14 protein-coding genes are annotated in these 18,543 nt (G+C 75.3%); 9 read left to right on the top strand and 5 right to left on the bottom strand.

Annotation, left to right across the window (positions count from 1 at the left end; translation table 11 throughout):
• Nucleotides 1–16 precede the first annotated feature (16 nt).
• Nucleotides 17–475 (bottom strand): ferritin-like domain-containing protein, encoded by a 459-nt coding sequence (locus ACIF6F_RS28395; RefSeq protein WP_399952710.1) that lies wholly within the window; start codon nt 473–475, stop codon nt 17–19.
• Nucleotides 472–1,107 carry a hypothetical protein gene (locus ACIF6F_RS28390; RefSeq protein ID WP_399952707.1) on the bottom strand — a complete coding sequence of 212 codons (636 nt, stop codon included), beginning with the start codon at nt 1,105–1,107 and terminating at the stop codon, nt 472–474. The genes ACIF6F_RS28395 and ACIF6F_RS28390 overlap by 4 nt, the downstream gene beginning before the upstream one ends.
• 159 nt (nt 1,108–1,266) lie before the next feature.
• Here ACIF6F_RS28390 and rimP point away from each other — a divergent pair, with 159 nt between their 5' ends.
• The 9 genes from rimP to ACIF6F_RS28345 all read left to right on the top strand — a co-directional run bounded on the left by rimP (nt 1,267) and on the right by ACIF6F_RS28345 (nt 12,684).
• Entirely contained in the window at nt 1,267–1,764 is a 498-nt protein-coding gene (gene rimP, locus ACIF6F_RS28385; protein WP_399952704.1) for a ribosome maturation factor RimP, read from the top strand.
• Nucleotides 1,765–1,766: 2 nt separating this feature from the next.
• Entirely contained in the window at nt 1,767–2,750 is a 984-nt protein-coding gene (nusA, locus tag ACIF6F_RS28380; RefSeq protein ID WP_399952701.1) for a transcription termination factor NusA, read from the top strand.
• 132 nt (nt 2,751–2,882) lie between these two features.
• Nucleotides 2,883–3,158 (top strand): YlxR family protein, encoded by a 276-nt coding sequence (locus ACIF6F_RS28375; RefSeq protein ID WP_399952697.1) that lies wholly within the window; start codon nt 2,883–2,885, stop codon nt 3,156–3,158.
• Nucleotides 3,159–3,308: 150 nt separating this feature from the next.
• Nucleotides 3,309–6,398 (top strand): translation initiation factor IF-2, encoded by a 3,090-nt coding sequence (infB, locus tag ACIF6F_RS28370; RefSeq protein ID WP_399952693.1) that lies wholly within the window; start codon nt 3,309–3,311, stop codon nt 6,396–6,398.
• 178 nt (nt 6,399–6,576) lie between these two features.
• Nucleotides 6,577–6,870 (top strand): DUF503 domain-containing protein, encoded by a 294-nt coding sequence (locus ACIF6F_RS28365; protein ID WP_399952690.1) that lies wholly within the window; start codon nt 6,577–6,579, stop codon nt 6,868–6,870.
• A gap of 36 nt (nt 6,871–6,906) precedes the next feature.
• Nucleotides 6,907–7,347 carry a 30S ribosome-binding factor RbfA gene (rbfA, locus tag ACIF6F_RS28360; RefSeq protein ID WP_399952687.1) on the top strand — a complete coding sequence of 147 codons (441 nt, stop codon included), beginning with the start codon at nt 6,907–6,909 and terminating at the stop codon, nt 7,345–7,347.
• Nucleotides 7,344–8,249: a tRNA pseudouridine(55) synthase TruB gene (truB, locus tag ACIF6F_RS28355; RefSeq protein ID WP_399952684.1), complete on the top strand. Its 906-nt coding sequence runs from the start codon at nt 7,344–7,346 to the stop codon at nt 8,247–8,249. The genes rbfA and truB overlap by 4 nt, the downstream gene beginning before the upstream one ends.
• Before the next feature lie 407 nt (nt 8,250–8,656).
• Nucleotides 8,657–11,581, top strand: a complete 2,925-nt coding sequence (locus ACIF6F_RS28350) for a serine protease (protein ID WP_399952682.1) — start codon at nt 8,657–8,659, stop codon at nt 11,579–11,581.
• A 146-nt stretch (nt 11,582–11,727) separates the two neighbouring features.
• Entirely contained in the window at nt 11,728–12,684 is a 957-nt protein-coding gene (locus ACIF6F_RS28345) for a bifunctional riboflavin kinase/FAD synthetase (protein WP_399952677.1), read from the top strand.
• 75 nt (nt 12,685–12,759) lie between these two features.
• Here ACIF6F_RS28345 and ACIF6F_RS28340 read toward each other — a convergent pair whose 3' ends face one another.
• From ACIF6F_RS28340 to eccE, 3 genes are all read right to left on the bottom strand, one after another.
• Nucleotides 12,760–15,990: an SCO5717 family growth-regulating ATPase gene (locus ACIF6F_RS28340; RefSeq protein WP_399952674.1), complete on the bottom strand. Its 3,231-nt coding sequence runs from the start codon at nt 15,988–15,990 to the stop codon at nt 12,760–12,762.
• Between the two features lie 522 nt (nt 15,991–16,512).
• Nucleotides 16,513–17,229: a hypothetical protein gene (locus tag ACIF6F_RS28335; protein WP_399952671.1), complete on the bottom strand. Its 717-nt coding sequence runs from the start codon at nt 17,227–17,229 to the stop codon at nt 16,513–16,515.
• A complete protein-coding gene (gene eccE / locus ACIF6F_RS28330) occupies nt 17,229–18,521 on the bottom strand; it encodes a type VII secretion protein EccE (protein WP_399952668.1) in 1,293 nt (430 codons plus the stop codon). Before eccE ends, ACIF6F_RS28335 begins: the two co-directional genes overlap by 1 nt.
• Nucleotides 18,522–18,543 lie beyond the last annotated feature (22 nt).

The raw sequence follows: 18,543 nt of genomic DNA, 5'->3' as shown, positions 1-18,543 counted from the left end.
ACGTGCAAGGTCCCTTTCAGCTGTTCCCGGCTCGTTGTGATCGTTCCACGAGCCCAGGGAAGGCTACGCCGCCTCCCCGCCAGCGTGCCGCGCGCAGGGCCGCCTCGCTCAGCGCGGCCGCCGCCCGCAGGCGCAGGGGACCCTCCGCGGCCCGCACCAGATCCGAGTACGCGCCCGCGATCCGGTCCTCGATCCCGGCCGCCAGCAGCTCCGCGTCGGCAGGGGTCCGTACGGGTGCCGGGAGCGCGTACGCGGCCTCCGACGGGCGCGGGGTGCCGCCCAGCTCCCGCACGGTGCGGGCCAGTTCGTCGCGCCGGGCGTGGTGGGCGGCGTACGCCCGCCGGGCCTCGGCGGTACGGGACTCCCCGGTGCGTGCGCCGACCACCCCGTAGCCGTACACCGCGGCGTGCTCGGCGGCGAGCGCCGCCTGGGCCGCGGCCAGCACGCCGGGTCCGGTCTCCGGCTTGTCGGTCATGACGGCTCCGATCCGGTGGGCGCGGTGGTGAGGAGGTACGCGTGGACGCCGCCGCAGGCGGCGACCGAGGCCAGCAGCCGGGCCAGCTCGCCGGGCGCCCCCGCCAGGGCGGCGGTGTGCGCGGCCGCGGTACGGCGTTCCGCGTCGGCCAGCGCCGCGAGGGCGGCCTCGGGCCGCGCGGGCACCGCCGCCGCCGACGGCGTGGCCGCGGACGGCGCAGGGGAGGCGGGGCCGGGGGAGGCGGGGCCGGGGGAGGCGGGTGCGGAGGAGGCCGTGCCGGCCGGCGGCGCGGCCGCGACCCGCGATCCGGACGGGGAGGGGGTCGCGGCGGGAGAGGCGCCGGCCGGGGCGAGGGCGCCGGCGTGCGCGGCGACCGAGGCCCGCAGGGGCGCGAGGCGCGGGGCCAGGGCCGGGTGGGCGGCGAGCGTGGCGTCGTAACGTTCCAGCAGGGCGCGGGTCTCCCGGACGGCCGATTCCCTGATCCGCCGTTCGGGTGGTACCCGCTCGGGCCGTCGCCCCCCGGCGGTGCCGCCACCGTCCGAGCACCCGGCGAGCAGGGCGGCGCCCGCGGCCCCGGTACCGGCGGCGAGCAGGCTTCTTCGCGAGGGGCGCGAGGGCGGGGGGAGCGGCACGGTGACGTCCTCGGGGTGACAGGGGGCGGCGGAACGCTGATCACCGTACCGGTGGCGTCCGGCCACGGGGCGGACGGCAACACCCCCTGGGACCGGATACCCTTTGGTCTGACACGCGACGGAAACCACAACAGCACACGCGGCCGAGGAGTCACCCGGATGAGCACCACCCAGAGCGACAGGCTGCGCGGGCTGCTGGAGCCGCTCGTCGACGCCAAGGGACTGGACCTCGAGGACATCGAACTCTCCAGGGCGGGCCGTCGGCGGATGCTGCGGATCGTGGTCGACTCCGACGAGGGCCTCGACCTGGACCTGTGCGCCGAGCTGAGCCGTGAGATCTCCGACAAGCTCGACGAGACCGACGTGATGGGCGAGGACGAGTACCAGCTGGAGGTCAGCTCCCCTGGTGCGGACCGCCCGCTGAAGGAGCACCGCCACTACGTGCGGGCCGTCGGCCGCCTCGTGAAGTTCCAGCTCGCCGAGGGCGGAGACCTGGTCGCGCGGATCGTCGACGTGGACGACGAGGGCCTCGACCTGGAGGTGCCGGGCGTGAAGGGGCGCAAGCCCACCGCCCGCCGGATCGCCTTCACGGAGATCGCCAAGGCGCGTGTCGAGATCGAGTTCAACCGCAAGGACAAGAAGGAAGAGGAGGCGTAGCCGTGGACATCGACATGAGTGCCCTGCGGGGTCTGGTCAGGGAGAAGGAGATCTCCTTCGATCTGCTGGTCGAGGCGATCGAGTCGGCCCTCCTCATCGCGTACCACCGCACCGAGGGAAGCCGCCGCCGCGCCCGCGTCGAGCTGGACCGCACCAACGGCCACGTGACCGTGTGGGCGAAGGAGGACCCGCAGGACCTGGAGGAGGGGCAGGAGGCGCAGGAGTTCGACGACACCCCGTCGGGCTTCGGCCGGATCGCCGCCACCACCGCCAAGCAGGTCATCCTCCAGCGTCTGCGCGACGCCGAGGACGACCTGACCTTCGGCGAGTTCGCGGGCCGCGAGGGCGACGTCATCACCGGCGTCGTCCAGCAGGGCAAGGACCCCAAGAACGTCCTCGTCGACATCGGCAAGCTGGAGGCCATCCTGCCCGTGCAGGAGCAGGTCCCCGGCGAGGAGTACACGCACGGCCTGCGCCTGCGCACCTACGTGGTCCGCGTGGCCAAGGGTGTCCGCGGTCCGTCCGTGACGCTGTCGCGCACCCACCCGAACCTGGTGAAGAAGCTGTTCGCGCTGGAGGTCCCGGAGATCGCCGACGGCAGCGTCGAGATCGCCGCGATCGCCCGTGAGGCCGGTCACCGCACCAAGATCGCGGTGCGTTCCACCCGTTCGGGCCTGAACCCCAAGGGCGCCTGCATCGGCCCGATGGGCGGCCGGGTGCGCAACGTGATGGCCGAGCTGCACGGCGAGAAGATCGACATCGTCGACTGGTCGGACGACCCGGCGGAGATGGTCGCGAACGCGCTGTCACCCGCCCGGGTGAGCAAGGTCGAGATCGTCGACCTGGGCTCGCGGTCGGCCCGCGTGACCGTCCCCGACTACCAGCTGTCGCTGGCCATCGGCAAGGAGGGCCAGAACGCCCGCCTCGCCGCGCGGCTCACCGGCTGGCGCATCGACATCCGGCCCGACACCGAGCCGGCGGAATAAAACCGCTACCGGCCGGGGTTCCCCGGCCGGTAGACAGGTGTCACCCGGCGGTGCCGGGTGCTGTCCATCGACAACATCCGTTCGATTTCTCGCCCAAAGGGGTGAGGTCGGTACGGGGAGGTAGACTTAAGAGTGTCTGGCCGGACGCATGCCCGCGCATGCCCTGAGCGCACCTGCGTGGGGTGCCGGGAGCGAGCGGCCAAGAACGATCTGCTGCGGATCGTGGTGAGCGGGGACGAGTGTGTCCCCGACCGCCGCGGTACGCTGCCCGGCCGGGGTGCGTATCTGCATCCCGCCGTGGTCTGCCTCGACCTGGCGGTCCGCCGCCGGGCGTTCCCCAGGGCCCTGCGGGTCCAGAGGGCGCTCGACACGGCGGAACTGCGCAAGGCCGTTGAGGCGACACCGTAGGAAGAAGTACGGCACGGACACCCCCGTGCGGTCAGGTACCTCGCGAGTTGGAAGTAGGTCGAGATTGCGATGAGCACTCGATGAGTACGCGATGAGTACGCCCATGAAGTAGCGACGGTCCGGCGGTAACCCGGACCTAAAAGGAGCGAAGTGGCTAAGGTCCGGGTATACGAACTCGCCAAGGAGTTCGGGGTTGAGAGCAAGGTCGTCATGGCCAAGCTCCAAGAACTCGGTGAATTCGTCCGTTCGGCGTCCTCGACGATCGAGGCGCCCGTTGTACGCAAACTGACCGACGCTCTGCAGGGTCCCGGCGGCGCCGGCAAGACCCCTGCGAAGCCCGGTGCGCCCCGCAAGACGGCGCCCTCCCCCGCGAAGCCGGCGGCCCCCGCGCCGTCCCCGGCTGCCGCGGCACGTCCTGCTGCCCCGAAGCCCGGCGCCCCGGCCCCCAAGCCGGCCGCTGCCGAGGCCCCCGCGGGCGGCGCTCCGGTGACCCCGGCCGCCTCCGGCCCGCGTCCCGGTCCGAAGGCTCCGGCCCCGAAGCCGGCTCCGGCCGCTCCGGCCCCGGTCGCCGCGGAGTTCCAGGCGCCTCCGGCGGCTCCGGCCGCCTCCCGTCCGTCCGCGACCCCGGGCCCGCGCCCGACCGGTCAGCGTCCGGCCGCCTCCGGCCAGGGTGGTGCCCGTCCGGGCGCCGCGCGTCCGGCCGGTGCGACCCCCGGTGGTCAGGCCCCCCGTCCGGGTGGCGCCCAGGCCCCGCGTCCCGGTGGTGCCCGTCCCGCGGGTCCGCGTCCGGGCAACAACCCCTTCACCTCCGGCGGCTCCACCGGCATGGCGCGCCCGCAGGCGCCCCGTCCGGGCGGCGCGCCGCGCCCCGGTGCCCCCGGCGCCGGTGCTCCCGGTCCGCGCCCGCAGGGCGGTCCCGGCGGTGCCCCGCGTCCGCAGGGTCCCCGTCCCACCCCCGGTGGCATGCCCCGTCCGCAGGGCGGCGCCCCGCGTCCGGGCGGCGCTCCCGGCGGTAACCGTCCGAACCCGGGCATGATGCCGCAGCGTCCCGCTGCCGGCCCGCGTCCGGGCCCCGGCGGCCGTGGTCCCGGTGGCCCCGGCGGCCGTCCGGCCGGTCCCGGCGGTGGCGGCGGCGGTCGTCCCGGCTTCGCCGGCCGTCCGGCCGGTCCCGGCGGCGGCGGTCGTCCCGGCGGCGGTGGCGGCGGCTTCGGCGGTCGTCCCGGCGGCGGTGGCGGTGCTCCCGGCGGTGGCGGCGGCTTCGGCGGTCGTCCCGGCTTCGGCGGCCGTCCCGGCGGCCCGGGTGCCCGTGGCGGCACGCAGGGTGCCTTCGGCCGTCCCGGCGGTCCGGCCCGTCGCGGCCGCAAGTCGAAGCGTCAGAGGCGCCAGGAGTACGAGGCCATGCAGGCCCCGTCCGTGGGCGGCGTGATGCTGCCCCGCGGCAACGGCGAGACCGTTCGCCTGTCGCGCGGTGCGTCCCTCACCGACTTCGCGGAGAAGATCAACGCCAACCCGGCGTCGCTGGTCGCGGTCATGATGAACCTCGGCGAGATGGTCACTGCCACGCAGTCCGTCTCCGACGCGACCCTCCAGCTCCTCGCGGGCGAGATGAACTACGAAGTTCAGATCGTCAGCCCGGAGGAGGAGGACCGCGAGCTGCTCGAGTCCTTCGACATCGAGTTCGGCGAGGACGAGGGCGGCGAGGAGTTCCTCGTCGCGCGTCCGCCGGTCGTGACCGTCATGGGTCACGTCGACCACGGAAAGACCCGACTCCTCGACGCGATCCGCAAGACCAACGTGGTCGCGGGCGAGGCCGGCGGCATCACCCAGCACATCGGTGCCTACCAGGTCTCCACCCAGGTCAACGACGAAGACCGCAAGATCACCTTCATCGACACCCCGGGTCACGAGGCGTTCACCGCCATGCGTGCCCGTGGTGCCAAGTCGACCGACATCGCGATCCTCGTGGTGGCGGCCAACGACGGTGTCATGCCGCAGACGATCGAGGCCCTGAACCACGCCAAGGCGGCCGACGTGCCGATCGTGGTCGCGGTCAACAAGATCGACGTCGAGGGCGCCGACCCGGTCAAGGTGCGCGGTCAGCTGACCGAGTACGGCCTGGTGGCCGAGGAGTACGGCGGCGACACCATGTTCGTCGACATCTCCGCCAAGCAGGGTCTGCACATCGACTCCCTGCTGGAGGCCGTGGTCCTCACCGCGGACGCCTCGCTCGACCTGCGGGCCAACCCGGAGCAGGACGCGCAGGGTATTGCGATCGAGTCCCACCTCGACCGCGGCCGCGGTGCCGTCTCGACCGTCCTGGTCCAGCGCGGAACGCTGCGCATCGGCGACACCATGGTCGTCGGCGACGCGTACGGCCGCGTCCGGGCGATGCTCGACGACAAGGGCAACAACGTCGAGGAAGCGGGTCCGTCGACCCCCGTCCTGGTCCTGGGTCTCACCAACGTCCCCGGCGCCGGCGACAACTTCCTCGTCGTGGACGAGGACCGTACGGCCCGCCAGATCGCCGAGAAGCGCGCGGCGCGCGAGCGCAACGCCAACTTCGCCAAGCGCACCCGCCGGGTGTCCCTCGAGGACCTCGACTCGGTGCTCAAGGCCGGTCTGGTCCAGGAACTCAACCTCATCATCAAGGGCGACGCGTCCGGTGCGGTCGAGGCCCTGGAGAGCTCGCTGCTCCAGCTCGACGTCGGCGAGGAGGTGGACATCCGCGTCCTGCACCGTGGTGTGGGTGCGGTCACCGAGTCCGACATCGACCTGGCGATGGGCTCCGACGCCATCGTCATCGGCTACAACGTCCGTGCGGCCGGCCGTGCCGCGCAGATGGCGGAGCGCGAGGGCGTCGACGTCCGCTACTACTCGGTGATCTACCAGGCCATCGAGGAGATCGAGGCGGCCCTCAAGGGTCTGCTCAAGCCGGAGTACGAAGAGGTCGAGCTCGGCACGGCGGAGATCCGCGAGGTCTTCCGCTCGTCCAAGCTGGGCAACATCGCCGGTGTCCTGGTCCGGTCGGGCGAGGTCAAGCGCAACACCAAGGCGCGCCTCCTCCGCGACGGCAAGGTCATCGCCGAGAACCTCACCATCTCCGGTCTGCGCCGCTTCAAGGACGACGTCACCGAGATCCGCGAGGGCTTCGAGGGTGGTATCAACCTCGGAAACTTCAACGACATCAAGATCGACGACGTCATCGCGACGTACGAGATGCGCGAGAAGCCGCGCGGCTGACGCCCGGCTGTTCGTACTGGGGCACTTCCCGGCGTGAGCCGGGGGATGTCGTGACCGGGGCCGGTCGGCGGAATTTCCGTCGATCGGCCCCGGCCGTTGCGTGTACGGTTTGGATGTTCCTGCCAAGCGACGGCTGGGCGGACCACCGAACCCGAACCGGCGGGACATCCGGATCTGCATGTACGTGGGGACTCTGTCCTTCGACCTGCTCCTCGGCGACGTACGTTCGCTGAAGGAGAAGCGCTCCATCGTCAGGCCCATCGTTTCCGAGCTCCAGCGGAAGTTCTCCGTGAGCGCGGCCGAGGTCGGCGACCAGAACCTCCATCGCCGGGCCCATCTGGGGGTCGCCATGGTGTCGGGGGACGTGGGGCACCTGTCGGATGTGCTCGACCGCTGTGAGCGGCTGGTCGCGGCACGTCCTGAAGTGGAGCTGCTGTCGGTGCGCCGACGCCTCCACGGTGATGAAGACTGAACTGCTTGACTTGCAAGAAAAGAAGGAGACGGACCAGTGGCCGACAACGCGCGGGCGAAGAAGCTGGCGGACCTCATCCGGGAGGTGGTCGCCGAGAAGCTGCAGCGTGGCATCAAGGACCCGCGGCTCGGTACGCACGTGACCATCACGGACACCCGCGTCACCGGCGACCTGCGGGAGGCCACGGTCTTCTACACGGTCTACGGTGACGACGAGGAGCGCGCGAGCGCCGCGGCGGGCCTGGAGAGCGCCAAGGGCATCCTGCGCTCCGCGGTCGGCCGCGCGGCGGGCACCAAGTTCACGCCCACCCTGACGTTCGTGGCGGACGCCCTCCCGGAGAACGCCAAGACCATCGAGGACCTCCTCGACAAGGCACGCGCCTCGGACGCCCAGGTGCGGGAGGCCTCCTCCAACGCCACGTACGCGGGCGAGGCCGACCCCTACAAGAAGCCGGGCGAGGACGAAGCCGCGGAATGAGCAAGCACACCCCGACACCGGACGGCCTCGTCATCGTCGACAAGCCGTCCGGCTTCACTTCGCACGACGTCGTGGCCAAGATGCGCGGGATCGCCAAGACCCGCCGCGTCGGCCACGCCGGCACGCTCGACCCCATGGCCACGGGCGTGCTCGTGCTCGGTGTCGAGAAGGCGACCAAGCTCCTCGGCCACCTCGCGCTGACCGAGAAGGAGTACCTCGGCACCATCCGCCTGGGCCAGAACACGGTCACGGACGACGCCGAGGGCGAGATCACCTCGTCCGCCGACGCCTCGGGCGTGACCCAGGACGCGGTGGACGCGGGCGTCGCGAAGCTGACCGGCGACATCATGCAGGTGCCGTCGAAGGTCAGCGCCATCAAGATCGACGGCAAGCGCTCGTACACCCGCGTCCGCGAGGGCGAGGAGTTCGAGATCCCGGCCCGCCCGGTGACCGTGTCCTCGTTCCGGGTCTACGACATGAGCGGGGCGGAGGCCGAGGACGGCACCAAGGTCGTCGACCTCATCGTCTCGGTCGTCTGCTCCAGCGGTACGTACATCCGTGCGCTCGCCCGCGACCTCGGCGCCGACCTCGGCGTCGGCGGGCACCTCACGGCGCTGCGGCGCACGCGGGTCGGCCCGTACAAGATCGACCGGGCGCGCACCCTGGACCAGCTCCAGGAGGAGCTGACCGTCATGCCCGTCGCGGACGCCGCCCAGGCGGCCTTCCCGCGCTGGGACCTCGACGAGAGGCGGGCGCGCCTGCTCGGCAACGGCGTCCGGCTGGAGATGCCGGACGAGTACCCGCCGGGGAAGCCCGTCGCGGTGTTCGGGCCCGACGGGAAGCTGCTCGCGCTGGTCGAGAGCAAGGGCGGCAAGGCGAAGTCCCTGGCGGTCTTCGTCTGACGACCCGAGGCCCGCTCCGCCCCCGGCGCCGTCCGGGGCGGGGCAGTCCGCCACCGTGCGCGAGGAGGCCGGTCCGTACCTGGTACGGACCGGCCTCCTCGCGTTGGCGGGTGGGACGCCCGGTCCGGGGTCCGGGCCGGGCGTCCCGTTCGGGTCCCGGGCCTCTTGGGGCCTTCCCGTACGCCGCGGAGCGGTGAGCGCACCCCCCTGTGCCGCTCACCGCTCCGCGTCCCCCTCACTTCCCCCCGCTCGGTCTCTATCCATCCGACACCCGCTATTCACCCGTCCGAGGAGGCGCTCGGAGTGAATGGAGGGAGCGTGAGGGGGCGCTTTACGTGCGCGTCCTGTTCCGTCGATCTTCACCGGCCTAACGTCGTCCGCACGGGGAGACGGGGAGGTCGCTAGCGATGCGGGCTACGGGGGCCACGGCGGACGAGCCCGAGGGGATGCTCGTGCGGATCCGGGACCGGGCCGGACGGCCGTGGGGCAGCGGGTTCGTGGCCGACGACCGGGGCACCGTCCTGACCAGCCGCGCCGCCGTCACCGGCATCGACCCGCTGGTGCTGCACGGCGCCGGACGGGTCTGCGAGGTGGACCCGGGAGCGGTCACCGTGCTGGGCGCGAGCGGGCTCGCGCTCGTACGCACCGGGGGCGCGGACCTCGGGCTGCCGCCGCTGCCGGTCGCCGCGCGGGAGCGGATCGCCCCGGGGACGTACGTACGGCTCGCCGCCCGCGGCTGGCGCCAGGCGCGGGTCCTCCGGGCGGGCCCGGAGCTGGACCTGGCCATCGGCACGGACGGCCGGGACGCGCTGCTGCTGGGCGGGGAGACCCGCGGCGGCCCGGTGCTGGACGCGGAGACCGGGGCGGTGCTCGCGGTGCTGGACGGCGGCCCCCGGGCGGTGCCGCTGCGCGCGGTGCAGCCGGACCGGGCCGGGGAACTGGCGGAGCTGCTCGCGCGGAACGCGGCGACCGTGCCGGCCCACGGCACGGAGCTCAACCTTGCGGGTGCGCTGCGGCTCACCGGGATCACGCTGGGGGCCGTCGGCGGGGCGCTGTGGGGCGCGGAATCCGGTGCCGTGGTGGAACGCGCGGCGATCGTGACGGAGCTGGCCTGCTTCGAGGCGGGCACGGCACCGGTGTGCGCGCTGGTGGGCCGGCCCGGTACCGGGCGCACGACCGAGCTGGCGGCCTGGGCCGGGCGGCGCGTGCGGAGCGGGTCGCCCGCGCCGACGGTCTGGCTGCGGGGTGCGGACCTGCTGGTGGGCGACCGTTCGGTGGGCGACGCGGTGGCGCGGGCCCTGGGGGAGGCGGAGCGGATCCTGGCGGACGCGGGCTCCGGAGACGGGGAGGGGGAGGGGCTCGCGGAGCGGGTGGCCCGCCTGGCCGCGGGGGCGGGGCGGCCGCTGCTCGTGGTGCTGGACGCACCCGAGGAGATGCCGGGGGCGCTGGGCCGGGCCCTGGACACGTGGTGGGACGGGACCGTCGGCTGGCTGCGGGACACCGGGGCCCGGCTGGCGGTGGGCTGCCGCCCGGAGTTCTGGGAGCGGGTCGGCTTCCCCGAGGCCGTGGTGGTGGGGCTGGGCGACCTCGCCGCGGGGGAGGCGGAGCGCGCCCGGCGGCTGTACGGGGTGCCCGACGGTGCCGTGGCCGCCCGCGACGCGGCGCATCCGCTCACGCTGCGGCTGCTGGGCGAGGTGCGGGCGGCCGGAGTCACCGCGGGCTGTCCGGGGCGGGACGAGGTCTTCGCCGCCTACCTCGACCTGGTGTGCCTGCGCATCGCGGCCCGCCTGGCGGACCGGGGCGACGACAGGGGTGCCGGTCATCGCGCGGGGCCGGCGGGCCCGGCCCGGGAGGTGCGCGACACCGGCACGGGGAGCGCCCGGGACCGCGACCCGTACGAGTGGCACACGGACCCGGGCGGTCCGGCAGGAGGATCCGATCCGGTCCCGGGACCTTCCGCGGCCTGCGGATCAGGGGGGCCGGCCGGGGCCGGCGGCGACGATGCCGCGGGCGGCCGCGAGCCACGGGGCGCCGACACGCCCGCGGGGCCGGGGGCACGCTCCGGGCCGGGCGGGCCCGGTGGGTGGCCGCGCACCGGGACGACGGGCGGGGGACCGACGCGGGGCGGCCGGCAGGGTGCCGCGGGTGCGGGGGAGTACGGCGTGCCGGGGCCTGCGTACGGCACGCCTGGTGGGGAGCGCGGGGCGCGGGCCGCGGGGTCCCGGCGGCTGGCCGCTCAGGTGGCGGCCCAGGTGCACGAGGCCGCCCGGCGGTGCCTCGGGCCCGGGCGGGGCGCGCTCGACCGCGCCGCCTTCGAGGCGCTGTTCCCCCGCGACACCGGCTGGGCCGACGCCGTGCTCGCCGAGGGGCTGATCGTCCCGGCCGGCGCGGGCCACCGGTTCGCCCACGAGGCCCTGGCCGACTGGCTCCAGGGCGCCCACCTCGACGTACCCGCCGCGCTGCGCATGATCCGGGACGCCGGGCCCGGCAGCGCCGGTGTGGTGCCCGACCGGCTCGGGGTGCTGGTGGAGGGCCTCCTCGCGCTGCGCGGCGAGAGGCTCGTACCGCTGCTGGCCACCCTGGCCGGGCAGGTGCGCGACGGCACCGCGGGGGAGGCCCGCTGGTGGGCCGTGCGGCTGTTGCGGGAGACCCTGCCCCGGCTGGCCGACCTCGCCCCCTACGACGAGGTGCTGCGTGCGCTGGCCCGCGTACCGTGCCCCGGCCTCGGCGGCCGGTTCTGGGAGCGGCTCCAGCTCCCCGAGGCGTACCGGCTGGAGCTCCTGCGCGGGCTCGTGCCGGGCGACGGACCGCCCGGCGCCCCCGACCGCTACCTCGACGCCGTAGCCCGCCGGCTGACCGCCGATCCGCGGACCGTACAGCCGCTGCTCTGCGGCTGGTTCACCGACGAGACCCCGCTCGCCGCCACCCCCGGCGCGACCGTGGCCACCGCCGCTCAAGCCCTGCTGCACACCCACCGGTGCCTCGCTGTGGACGACCTCGCGGAGGCACTGGTCGAGCGGGCCCACCCACGCGCCGACGAACTCCTTGCCGCCCTGGCCGAGGAGGAGCCGTCCGCCCTCTGCCGGGCCGTCGACCGATGGGCCCACGACGCCCGCCCCGAGCGCCGGGTGGCCGCCGCTGCGTACGGCCTCGCGACCGCCCCGTACGCGGTCACACCGGCCGACCGCGCCCTGCTGGGCTATGCGGCCCGGGCCCTGCTCACCCGCCCGGAGGAGACCGGCGCGCACGGCACGGCCCTGGCCCGGCTGGCCCTGGCACCGGCCGTGCCCTCCGCCTCCCCCGGCGGGGGCGTGGCGCGGCGGCGTCCGTGACGGTGGTGACATCCCGCCGATACCGATGACGGCCGAGTGGCGCGGGCATGGCAGTCTTAGACCTGCATATGGCGTCAGACGCACGAGCGAACGGCGCCGCTGGCACATCGGCAATCACTACAGGGTTCGGGCGAGGAGCGGTCACAGTGCAGCGCTGGCGTGGCTTGGAGGACATCCCCCAGGACTGGGGACGCAGCGTCGTCACCATCGGCTCCTACGACGGCGTCCACCGGGGACATCAGCTGATCATCGGACGGGCGGTGGCCCGGGCGCGCGAGCTCGGCGTGCCCTCCGTCGTGGTCACCTTCGACCCGCACCCCAGCGAGGTGGTCCGCCCCGGCAGCCACCCGCCCCTGCTCGCCCCGCACCACCGCCGTGCCGAGCTGATGGCCGAACTCGGCGTCGACGCGCTGCTGATCCTGCCGTTCACGGCGGAGTTCTCGCAGCTGTCCCCGGCCGACTTCATCGTGAAGGTGCTCGTCGAGGCCCTGCACGCCAAGGCCGTCATCGAGGGCCCGAACTTCCGCTTCGGCCACCGGGCCGCGGGCAACACCGCGTACCTGGCCGAGCTGGGCGCCACGTACGACTACGAGGTCGAGGTCGTCGACCTCTACGTGAGCGGCGAGGCGGGCGGCGGCGAGCCGTTCTCCTCGACCCTCACCCGCCGTCTGGTCGCCGAGGGCGACATGACCGGCGCGGCGGAGATCCTGGGCCGCCCGCACCGCGTCGAGGGCGTCGTGGTGCGCGGTGCGCAGCGCGGGCGCGAGCTCGGCTACCCGACGGCGAACGTCGAGACGCTGCCGCACACCGCGATCCCGGCCGACGGCGTGTACGCGGGCTGGCTGACGGCCGACGGCGAGCGGATGCCCGCGGCCATCTCGGTCGGCACCAACCCGCAGTTCGACGGCACGGAGCGGACGGTCGAGGCGTACGCGATCGACCGGGTGGGCCTGGACCTGTACGGGCTGCACGTGACCGTGGACTTCCTGGCGTACGTGCGCGGGATGGCGAAGTTCGAGTCGATCGAGGTGCTGCTCGACGCCATCGCCGACGACGTGAAGAAGGCGCGGGAGCTGACCGAGGCGTACGACGCGCAGCGCTAGGCCGAGTGCCTCCGCGGCGATACGGGTGAGGGCCCGTACCCCCCTGACGGGGTGGTACGGGCCCTCACCCGTTCCTCACTGCCGGGCCGGCGGCTGCGGCTGGGCCTGACCCGGCTGCGGCGGACCCTGGGGCGGCTGGGGCTGCTGCGGCTGTTGGGGGGCCTGGGGCTGCTGGGGCTGCTGGGGCCAGCCCTGGCCGGGCTGCGGCGGGGTGGTGGGCCACTGCTGCGGGGGTGCGGCCTGCTGGGGCTGCCCGGGGCCCGGCTGCTGGCCGGGGTAGGGCTGGCCCGGGTACGGACCCGGCTGGCCCGGATGCGGCGGCTGGTGCGGGTGGCCGCCGGGGCCGGGGGCGGGCTGACCGTACGGCGGCTGGGGCTGGGCGTGGGGCTGGGGGACCGGCTGGCCGGGGTAGCCCTGCGGGGGCATGCCGGGGTGACCCGGCTGTCCCCACACGCCCTGGGCCTGCTGCGCGCGGGCGAAGTCCTCGGCCACGAGGGTCGCGAGGTGGAAGTACGCCTCGCGGGTCTTCGGCCGCATCATGTCCAGGTCCACCTCGGCGCCGGCCGCCAGGTGCTCGTCGAACGGCACCACGACCACCCCGCGGCAGCGGGTCTCGAAGTGCTGCACGATGTCGTCGACCTTGATCATCTTGCCGGTCTCGCGGACCCCCGAGATCACCGTGAGGGAGCGGGAGACGAGGTCGGCGTACCCGTGGGCCGAGAGCCAGTCGAGCGTGGTGCTCGCGCTGCTCGCGCCGTCCACCGAGGGCGTCGAGATGATGATCAGCTGGTCGGCCAGGTCCAGGACCCCGCGCATGGCGGAGTACAGCAGGCCGGTGCCGGAGTCCGTGAGGATGATCGGGTACTGCTTGCCGAGGGTGTCGATCGCGCGGCGGTAGTCCTCGTCGTTGAACGTCGTCGAGACCGCCGGATCCACGTCGTTGGCGATGATCTCCAGGCCGGAAGGCGCCTGGGAGGTGAACCGCCTGATGTCCATGTAGGAGTTCAGGTACGGGATCGCCTGGACGAGGTCGCGGATCGTCGCCCCGGTCTCGCGCCGCACACGGCGGCCGAGCGTGCCGGCGTCCGGGTTGGCGTCGATGGCGAGGATCTTGTCCTGGCGCTCGCTGGCCAGGGTCGCCCCGAGGGCGGTGGTGGTCGTGGTCTTGCCGACGCCGCCCTTCAGGCTGATGACCGCGATCCGGTAGCAGGACATCACCGGGGTGCGGATCAGCTCCAGCTTGCGCTGGCGCTCGGCCTCGGCTGCCTTGCCGCCGAAGCGGAAGCGTGAGCCGCCGGGGTTGCTGCGCGGCTTCTGCCTGTTGCGCAGCAGCCGCTCGGAGGACAGCTCCACCGCCGCCGTGTACCCGAGGGGGGCGCCCGGTACGGAGCGATGGCGCGGGTCGTGCGCGACCGGCGTGGGCCACTGGGCCCCGGCGCGCGGGTCGGCGGCGTGGGGCGGCTGCGGGGCCGGGCCGGGGCCGGGGGCGGGTGCGGGTGCCGGGGTCGGCGCCGGCGCGGGTGCCGGGGCGGGCGGCGTCGGAGGTACCGGTGCCGGGCCCGGAGCCGGGAAGCCGTGGCCGTGCGGGGGCTGCTGCTGGGGCGGGGGGAACCCGTACCCCTGCGGGGCGTGCTGCTGGGGCGGCGGGAAGCCGTAACCCTGCGGCGGCTGGGGTGCCTGCGGCTGCGGCGGAGCCGGGGGAAGACCGGCTCCGGACAGGTCGGCGGGCGGTACGGGCGCGGGGGCGCCCGAGGCCGGGCTGCCGGGCCGTACGGGCGGGGCGATCCGCATCGTGGGCGGCGACGCCAGGTCGGCGGACGGGTCGCCGGGCGCCGGCGGTACGGCCGGCGTCCCGGGCCCGGCGGGATGCGCGGGCGCCACGGAGGCGTCGGCCTGACCGGCCGGGACGGCGGCAGTGTCGGGGCCGAACGGCAGCGCCGGGGCGTCCTCGGGCCCGAAGGGCGAGGTGCCGGCGTCGGCCGGGTGGGCCGGGGCGGCCGCCGGGGCGGCCGGAGGGCGGGGTACGGCGTCGGCCGGGTCGGTGGCGAGCGCCGGCAGGTCCGGGTCGGTGCCCGGGTCGGGCAGCGGGCCGTCGGCGGCGTTCGGCGGGGCCAGCTCCTCGTCCGCGCCGTCGGGGGCTTCGGGCGCGGGCAGCGCGGGTCCGCTCACCGGCTCCGCGTCGGCGGGCGGAACGGCGTCGGCGGGCTCCGGCGAGTCGCCCTCGGCCGCGACGCCGGTCGTCACATCCGGCATGACGGGGCTCACGGAGGAGTCCGGCTCGGATTCCTCGGCCGCTTCCGGTGCCGGGCGGTCGGGCTCGTAGAACACCGCGGGCACCGCGAAGTCGGCGGGGTCGGGCGCCGGTTCGGCGTCCGCGTACGGCACGGGAACGGCGTCCGCGGGCTCGGGAGCGGCGGGCGGGGTGTCCCCGGGGGCGGCCGCCGCCAGCTCGCCGGAGGCCTGGACGGGTGCGGCCTGGGCCGCGTCCGCGGGGGCGTGGGGGGCGGGCTCGGGCGCGGCGTAGCCGGCCGGAACCGCGTCGATGGGCCCGGCGGGTGCGGGTGCGGGTGCGGGTGCCGGTACGGCGTCGGCGGGACCGGGGAACGGCGGCATCGCGGAGGCGTCCTGGCCCACGGGCACGGCGGGCGGCTGCTGCGCGGCCCAGGGGTTCGGCGCGTAGGGACCGGCGGACCAGCCGTCGGCCGGCTGCGCGGGAGACGGCGGTACGGGGACGGGCCCGGAGCCCTGCGGCGGCGCGGCGGCTCCGTACGGCTGCCCGGTACCGGCACCGGCCGCGGCCGGTGCGGGCGCGGAACCGGGGTACGCGTAGCCACCCGGCACACCGTCGGCCGCGGCACCCGGTACGGATGCCTGGCCGGCGCTCGGCGGAACCGCGGCACCTGGCGCGTAGCCACCCGGCACCGGACCGGCACCCGGCACGCCGTCGGCCCCGGCACCCGGCGCGTAGCCACCCGGCACCGGACCGGCACCCGGCACGCCGTCGGCCCCCGCACCCGGCGCGTAGCCACCCGGCACCGGCGCGGGGCCGGCATCCGGCGCAGCCCCCGCAGCCGGTGCACCCGTACCCGCGTCCCGCGGGGCCCAGTTCGGCTCGAATCCGCTGCCCGGCGGCAGACCGGGCACCGGAACCCCCGGCACCGGACCCGGCGCGGCGTTCTGCGTGTACCAGGCCGGCGGCGTGTAGTCGATGGTGAACTCGCCCGTCAGCTCGGGCTCCGCGTCGGACTGATCGTCCGTCGGGACGTCACGCGACCCGCCGCGGCTCTCGTTCCGATCGCTGTTCACAAATCCTCCTGCTCTGTCCGAGCACCGGCACTCGGTACTCGTATGGGCGCGCCCGGCACAGGCCTTGCCACTGAACCGTCTCCGAAACCGCCCCGGGCCGGGAGCATCGGCACCGAACCGTTACCGGCCCCGCACACCCCCGGGCTGCCCCTCGGCGGCCTCCACGGGTCACCCCGGGACCTCCTCGGCCACCGGACCCGCCGGTCACGGCGGCCCGGCACCGGCCCGGCCCCCGCGCCCACGTTCAGCCTAATCGCGCCGCGCGCCCGGGACCCGGCCCCGTCGGCCCGCAAGCACCTGCCGGGACCGGCCGACGGGCGTCACCGGGCCCCGGCACCCACCGGCACGGGCCGACGGCCGCCGACCACCGTCATCCGAACGGGTAGACCACAGCGGGCAGCACCGGGCAGCAACACGCCACCCCGCACCGCCCGGCACCACGCCACCCCGCATCGCCCGGCACCACGCCCCCCGCACCGCACCGCCCGGCACCACGCCACCCAGCCGCCCCCCGGCCGCTCGTCAGTCGATCCGCCGCGCCGCACCCAGCAGCCCGCTCTCCGCCTCCGTGCCCTGCGTCATCACGAACTGCCGGTCCCGCCCGGTGCACCACAGGGTCACCCCCTCGCCCAGCGTCGGCAGCGCGTCCACCGCGGACCGCGGCAGGCCCATCAGCCGGCCCACCTGCTCCGCCTCGTCGGGGGACACCCGCTGGACGCCCACCAGCGCCGACTGCTCCAGCAGGCGCGCCGCGGCCGGGCTCAGGTAGGGCAGCAGCGTCAGCACCGACTGCCAGGGCCCGGCCACCACGCGTCCGCGCGGCGGCCGCATCCCGCAGTCGCGCACCACCAGCACGGGGCTGCCCGCGGACGCGCCCTGCGGAGGCACCCGGCCCACGTCGTGCAGCGTGACGCACGGCTGGCCGCCGCCCGCGGACTGGGCCAGCGCCGTCCACACGGCCGCGCGCCCGGTCTCCACGGCGACCCGCGCCCCGGTCGCGGCCGCCCGCAGCGCCAGCACCTGGGCCGTCCACAGACCGCCCACCAGCGTGACGTCATACGGCGTGGGCCGGTTCAGCCCGAGCACCGCGGGCCGGCCCCCCGAATCCACCCCGATGACGACACCGTCGTCCGCCACCGGCACCGCCAGCGCGTCCAGTTCCTCGAACGACACCGCGTGCCGCTCCCGGCGGGGTCCCACCAGCCCGTACCCCACCCGCTGCCGAAGACCGCGGCCCATCAGCGCGCACCTCCCAGCGGCAGCGAGGCCAGCACACCCGGCAGCTGCTCGCGGTCGAGCCGTACCAGCGCGGTCTTCACGCCGCGGGCGATCCGCTCCAGCTCCCGCCGGGCGGCCACCAGTTCCGCGTCACTGCGTCCGGTGATGCGCACGTGGCCGGTCACCGTCACCTCCTGCCGCTCGCTCGCGGCCAGTGTCAGGCTGAAGTTCGTCGCCAGCGCCGGGACCGACGTCAGCAGCGCCACGAACTGCGGCAGCGGCGCGGCGCCGCCGCCCAGCTGGGGCCAGCGCGACACCCAGTACGTGGTGTGCCGGCGGTCGTCGCAGCGCCAGCTGCGCGGGCTCTCCTCCGTACGCCGGCCCGGCGTCCCGGAGCGCCCTGCCTGGGTGATGGCCATCGGGTTGGCGCAGGTCGACGTGGCCAGCGCGGCCGTCAGCTCCTGCTCCGTCAGCACCGTCGCGCGGAACCCGGCGCCGGTCAGCCGGCTGGCGAGCTGGTCCACGGCGCGTACGACGCACCGCTGCGCCCCCGCGAGCCCGCCGCCGCGCGCGGCGACCGCCTCGGGGCACAGCTCGGGGTCGAGCTTGAGGGCGATCCAGGTGAGCCGGACCGCCGGGGTGCCCGTCTGCGCCTGCAGGGGTGCGTAGTTGCGGGCGGCCATCGACTGCTGGGGCAGGTGCGGCGCGGGTGCGGGCTGGGTGTGCTGCACCAGCTGCGCCGACTCCAGGCGGATGCCGTCGGTCTCCAGCACGTCGCGGACGATGCCGAGCGGCAGTGGCCGCGCCGAGCGGTCCGGCCGCAGCGCGGTGGCCTCCAGGTCGACCTGCACCACGGCGGTCAGGAAGGTTCCGTCGCCGATGATGCCCACCGGCCGCCGGTCCCGGTCGCTGAACGTGTACGTGCGCAGGGCCGGATCGGCCTCCACCACCGGCGCCAGCCCCGGCTCGGTCCCCGCGGGCACCGTGAACGAGGCCGCCCTGCGACGCCGGGCGCGCAGCGCCATCGCGGTCCCCAGCCACTCCGGCAGCGACCGCTGGTGACGGCGCACCAGGGCGAGCAGCAGCAGCGCGGCCGCGACCGCACCGGCCGGCACGAGCAGCATGGGGTCGACCACCCAGGCCACCACCAGCAGCGCCGCGGCGACCTCCAGCAGCACGACCTGTTGCAATCGGAACGGGCCGAAACGCCCCGGAGTCGACTTCGGACGCGGCGTCACCGCGCCCCGAGCCGAACCGGCTTCGGCAACGCGCGGCTCCGTGCCCCCGACCCGTGGTTCCGTCGCGGTGGCCATCTCTCGCGCCCCTCCCCGGGTG

Source organism: Streptomyces sp. NPDC086023, from assembly GCF_044540325.1.
Lineage (GTDB): Bacteria > Actinomycetota > Actinomycetes > Streptomycetales > Streptomycetaceae > Streptomyces.
Note: the sequence above shows the minus strand (reverse complement) of the source record. Positions and strands in the feature narration are given on the sequence as shown.

Excerpts from the sequence above, each read along its gene's own strand:
- ACIF6F_RS28395 (WP_399952710.1), bottom strand. The coding sequence starts at position 475 with ATGACCGACAAGCCGGAGACCGGACCCGGCGTGCTGGCCGCGGCCCAG.
- rimP (WP_399952704.1), top strand. The coding sequence starts at position 1,267 with ATGAGCACCACCCAGAGCGACAGGCTGCGCGGGCTGCTGGAGCCGCTC.
- ACIF6F_RS28365 (WP_399952690.1), top strand. The coding sequence starts at position 6,577 with ATGTACGTGGGGACTCTGTCCTTCGACCTGCTCCTCGGCGACGTACGT.
- truB (WP_399952684.1), top strand. The coding sequence starts at position 7,344 with ATGAGCAAGCACACCCCGACACCGGACGGCCTCGTCATCGTCGACAAG.
- ACIF6F_RS28350 (WP_399952682.1), top strand. The coding sequence starts at position 8,657 with ATGCGGGCTACGGGGGCCACGGCGGACGAGCCCGAGGGGATGCTCGTG.
- ACIF6F_RS28335 (WP_399952671.1), bottom strand. The coding sequence starts at position 17,229 with ATGGGCCGCGGTCTTCGGCAGCGGGTGGGGTACGGGCTGGTGGGACCC.
- eccE (WP_399952668.1), bottom strand. The coding sequence starts at position 18,521 with ATGGCCACCGCGACGGAACCACGGGTCGGGGGCACGGAGCCGCGCGTT.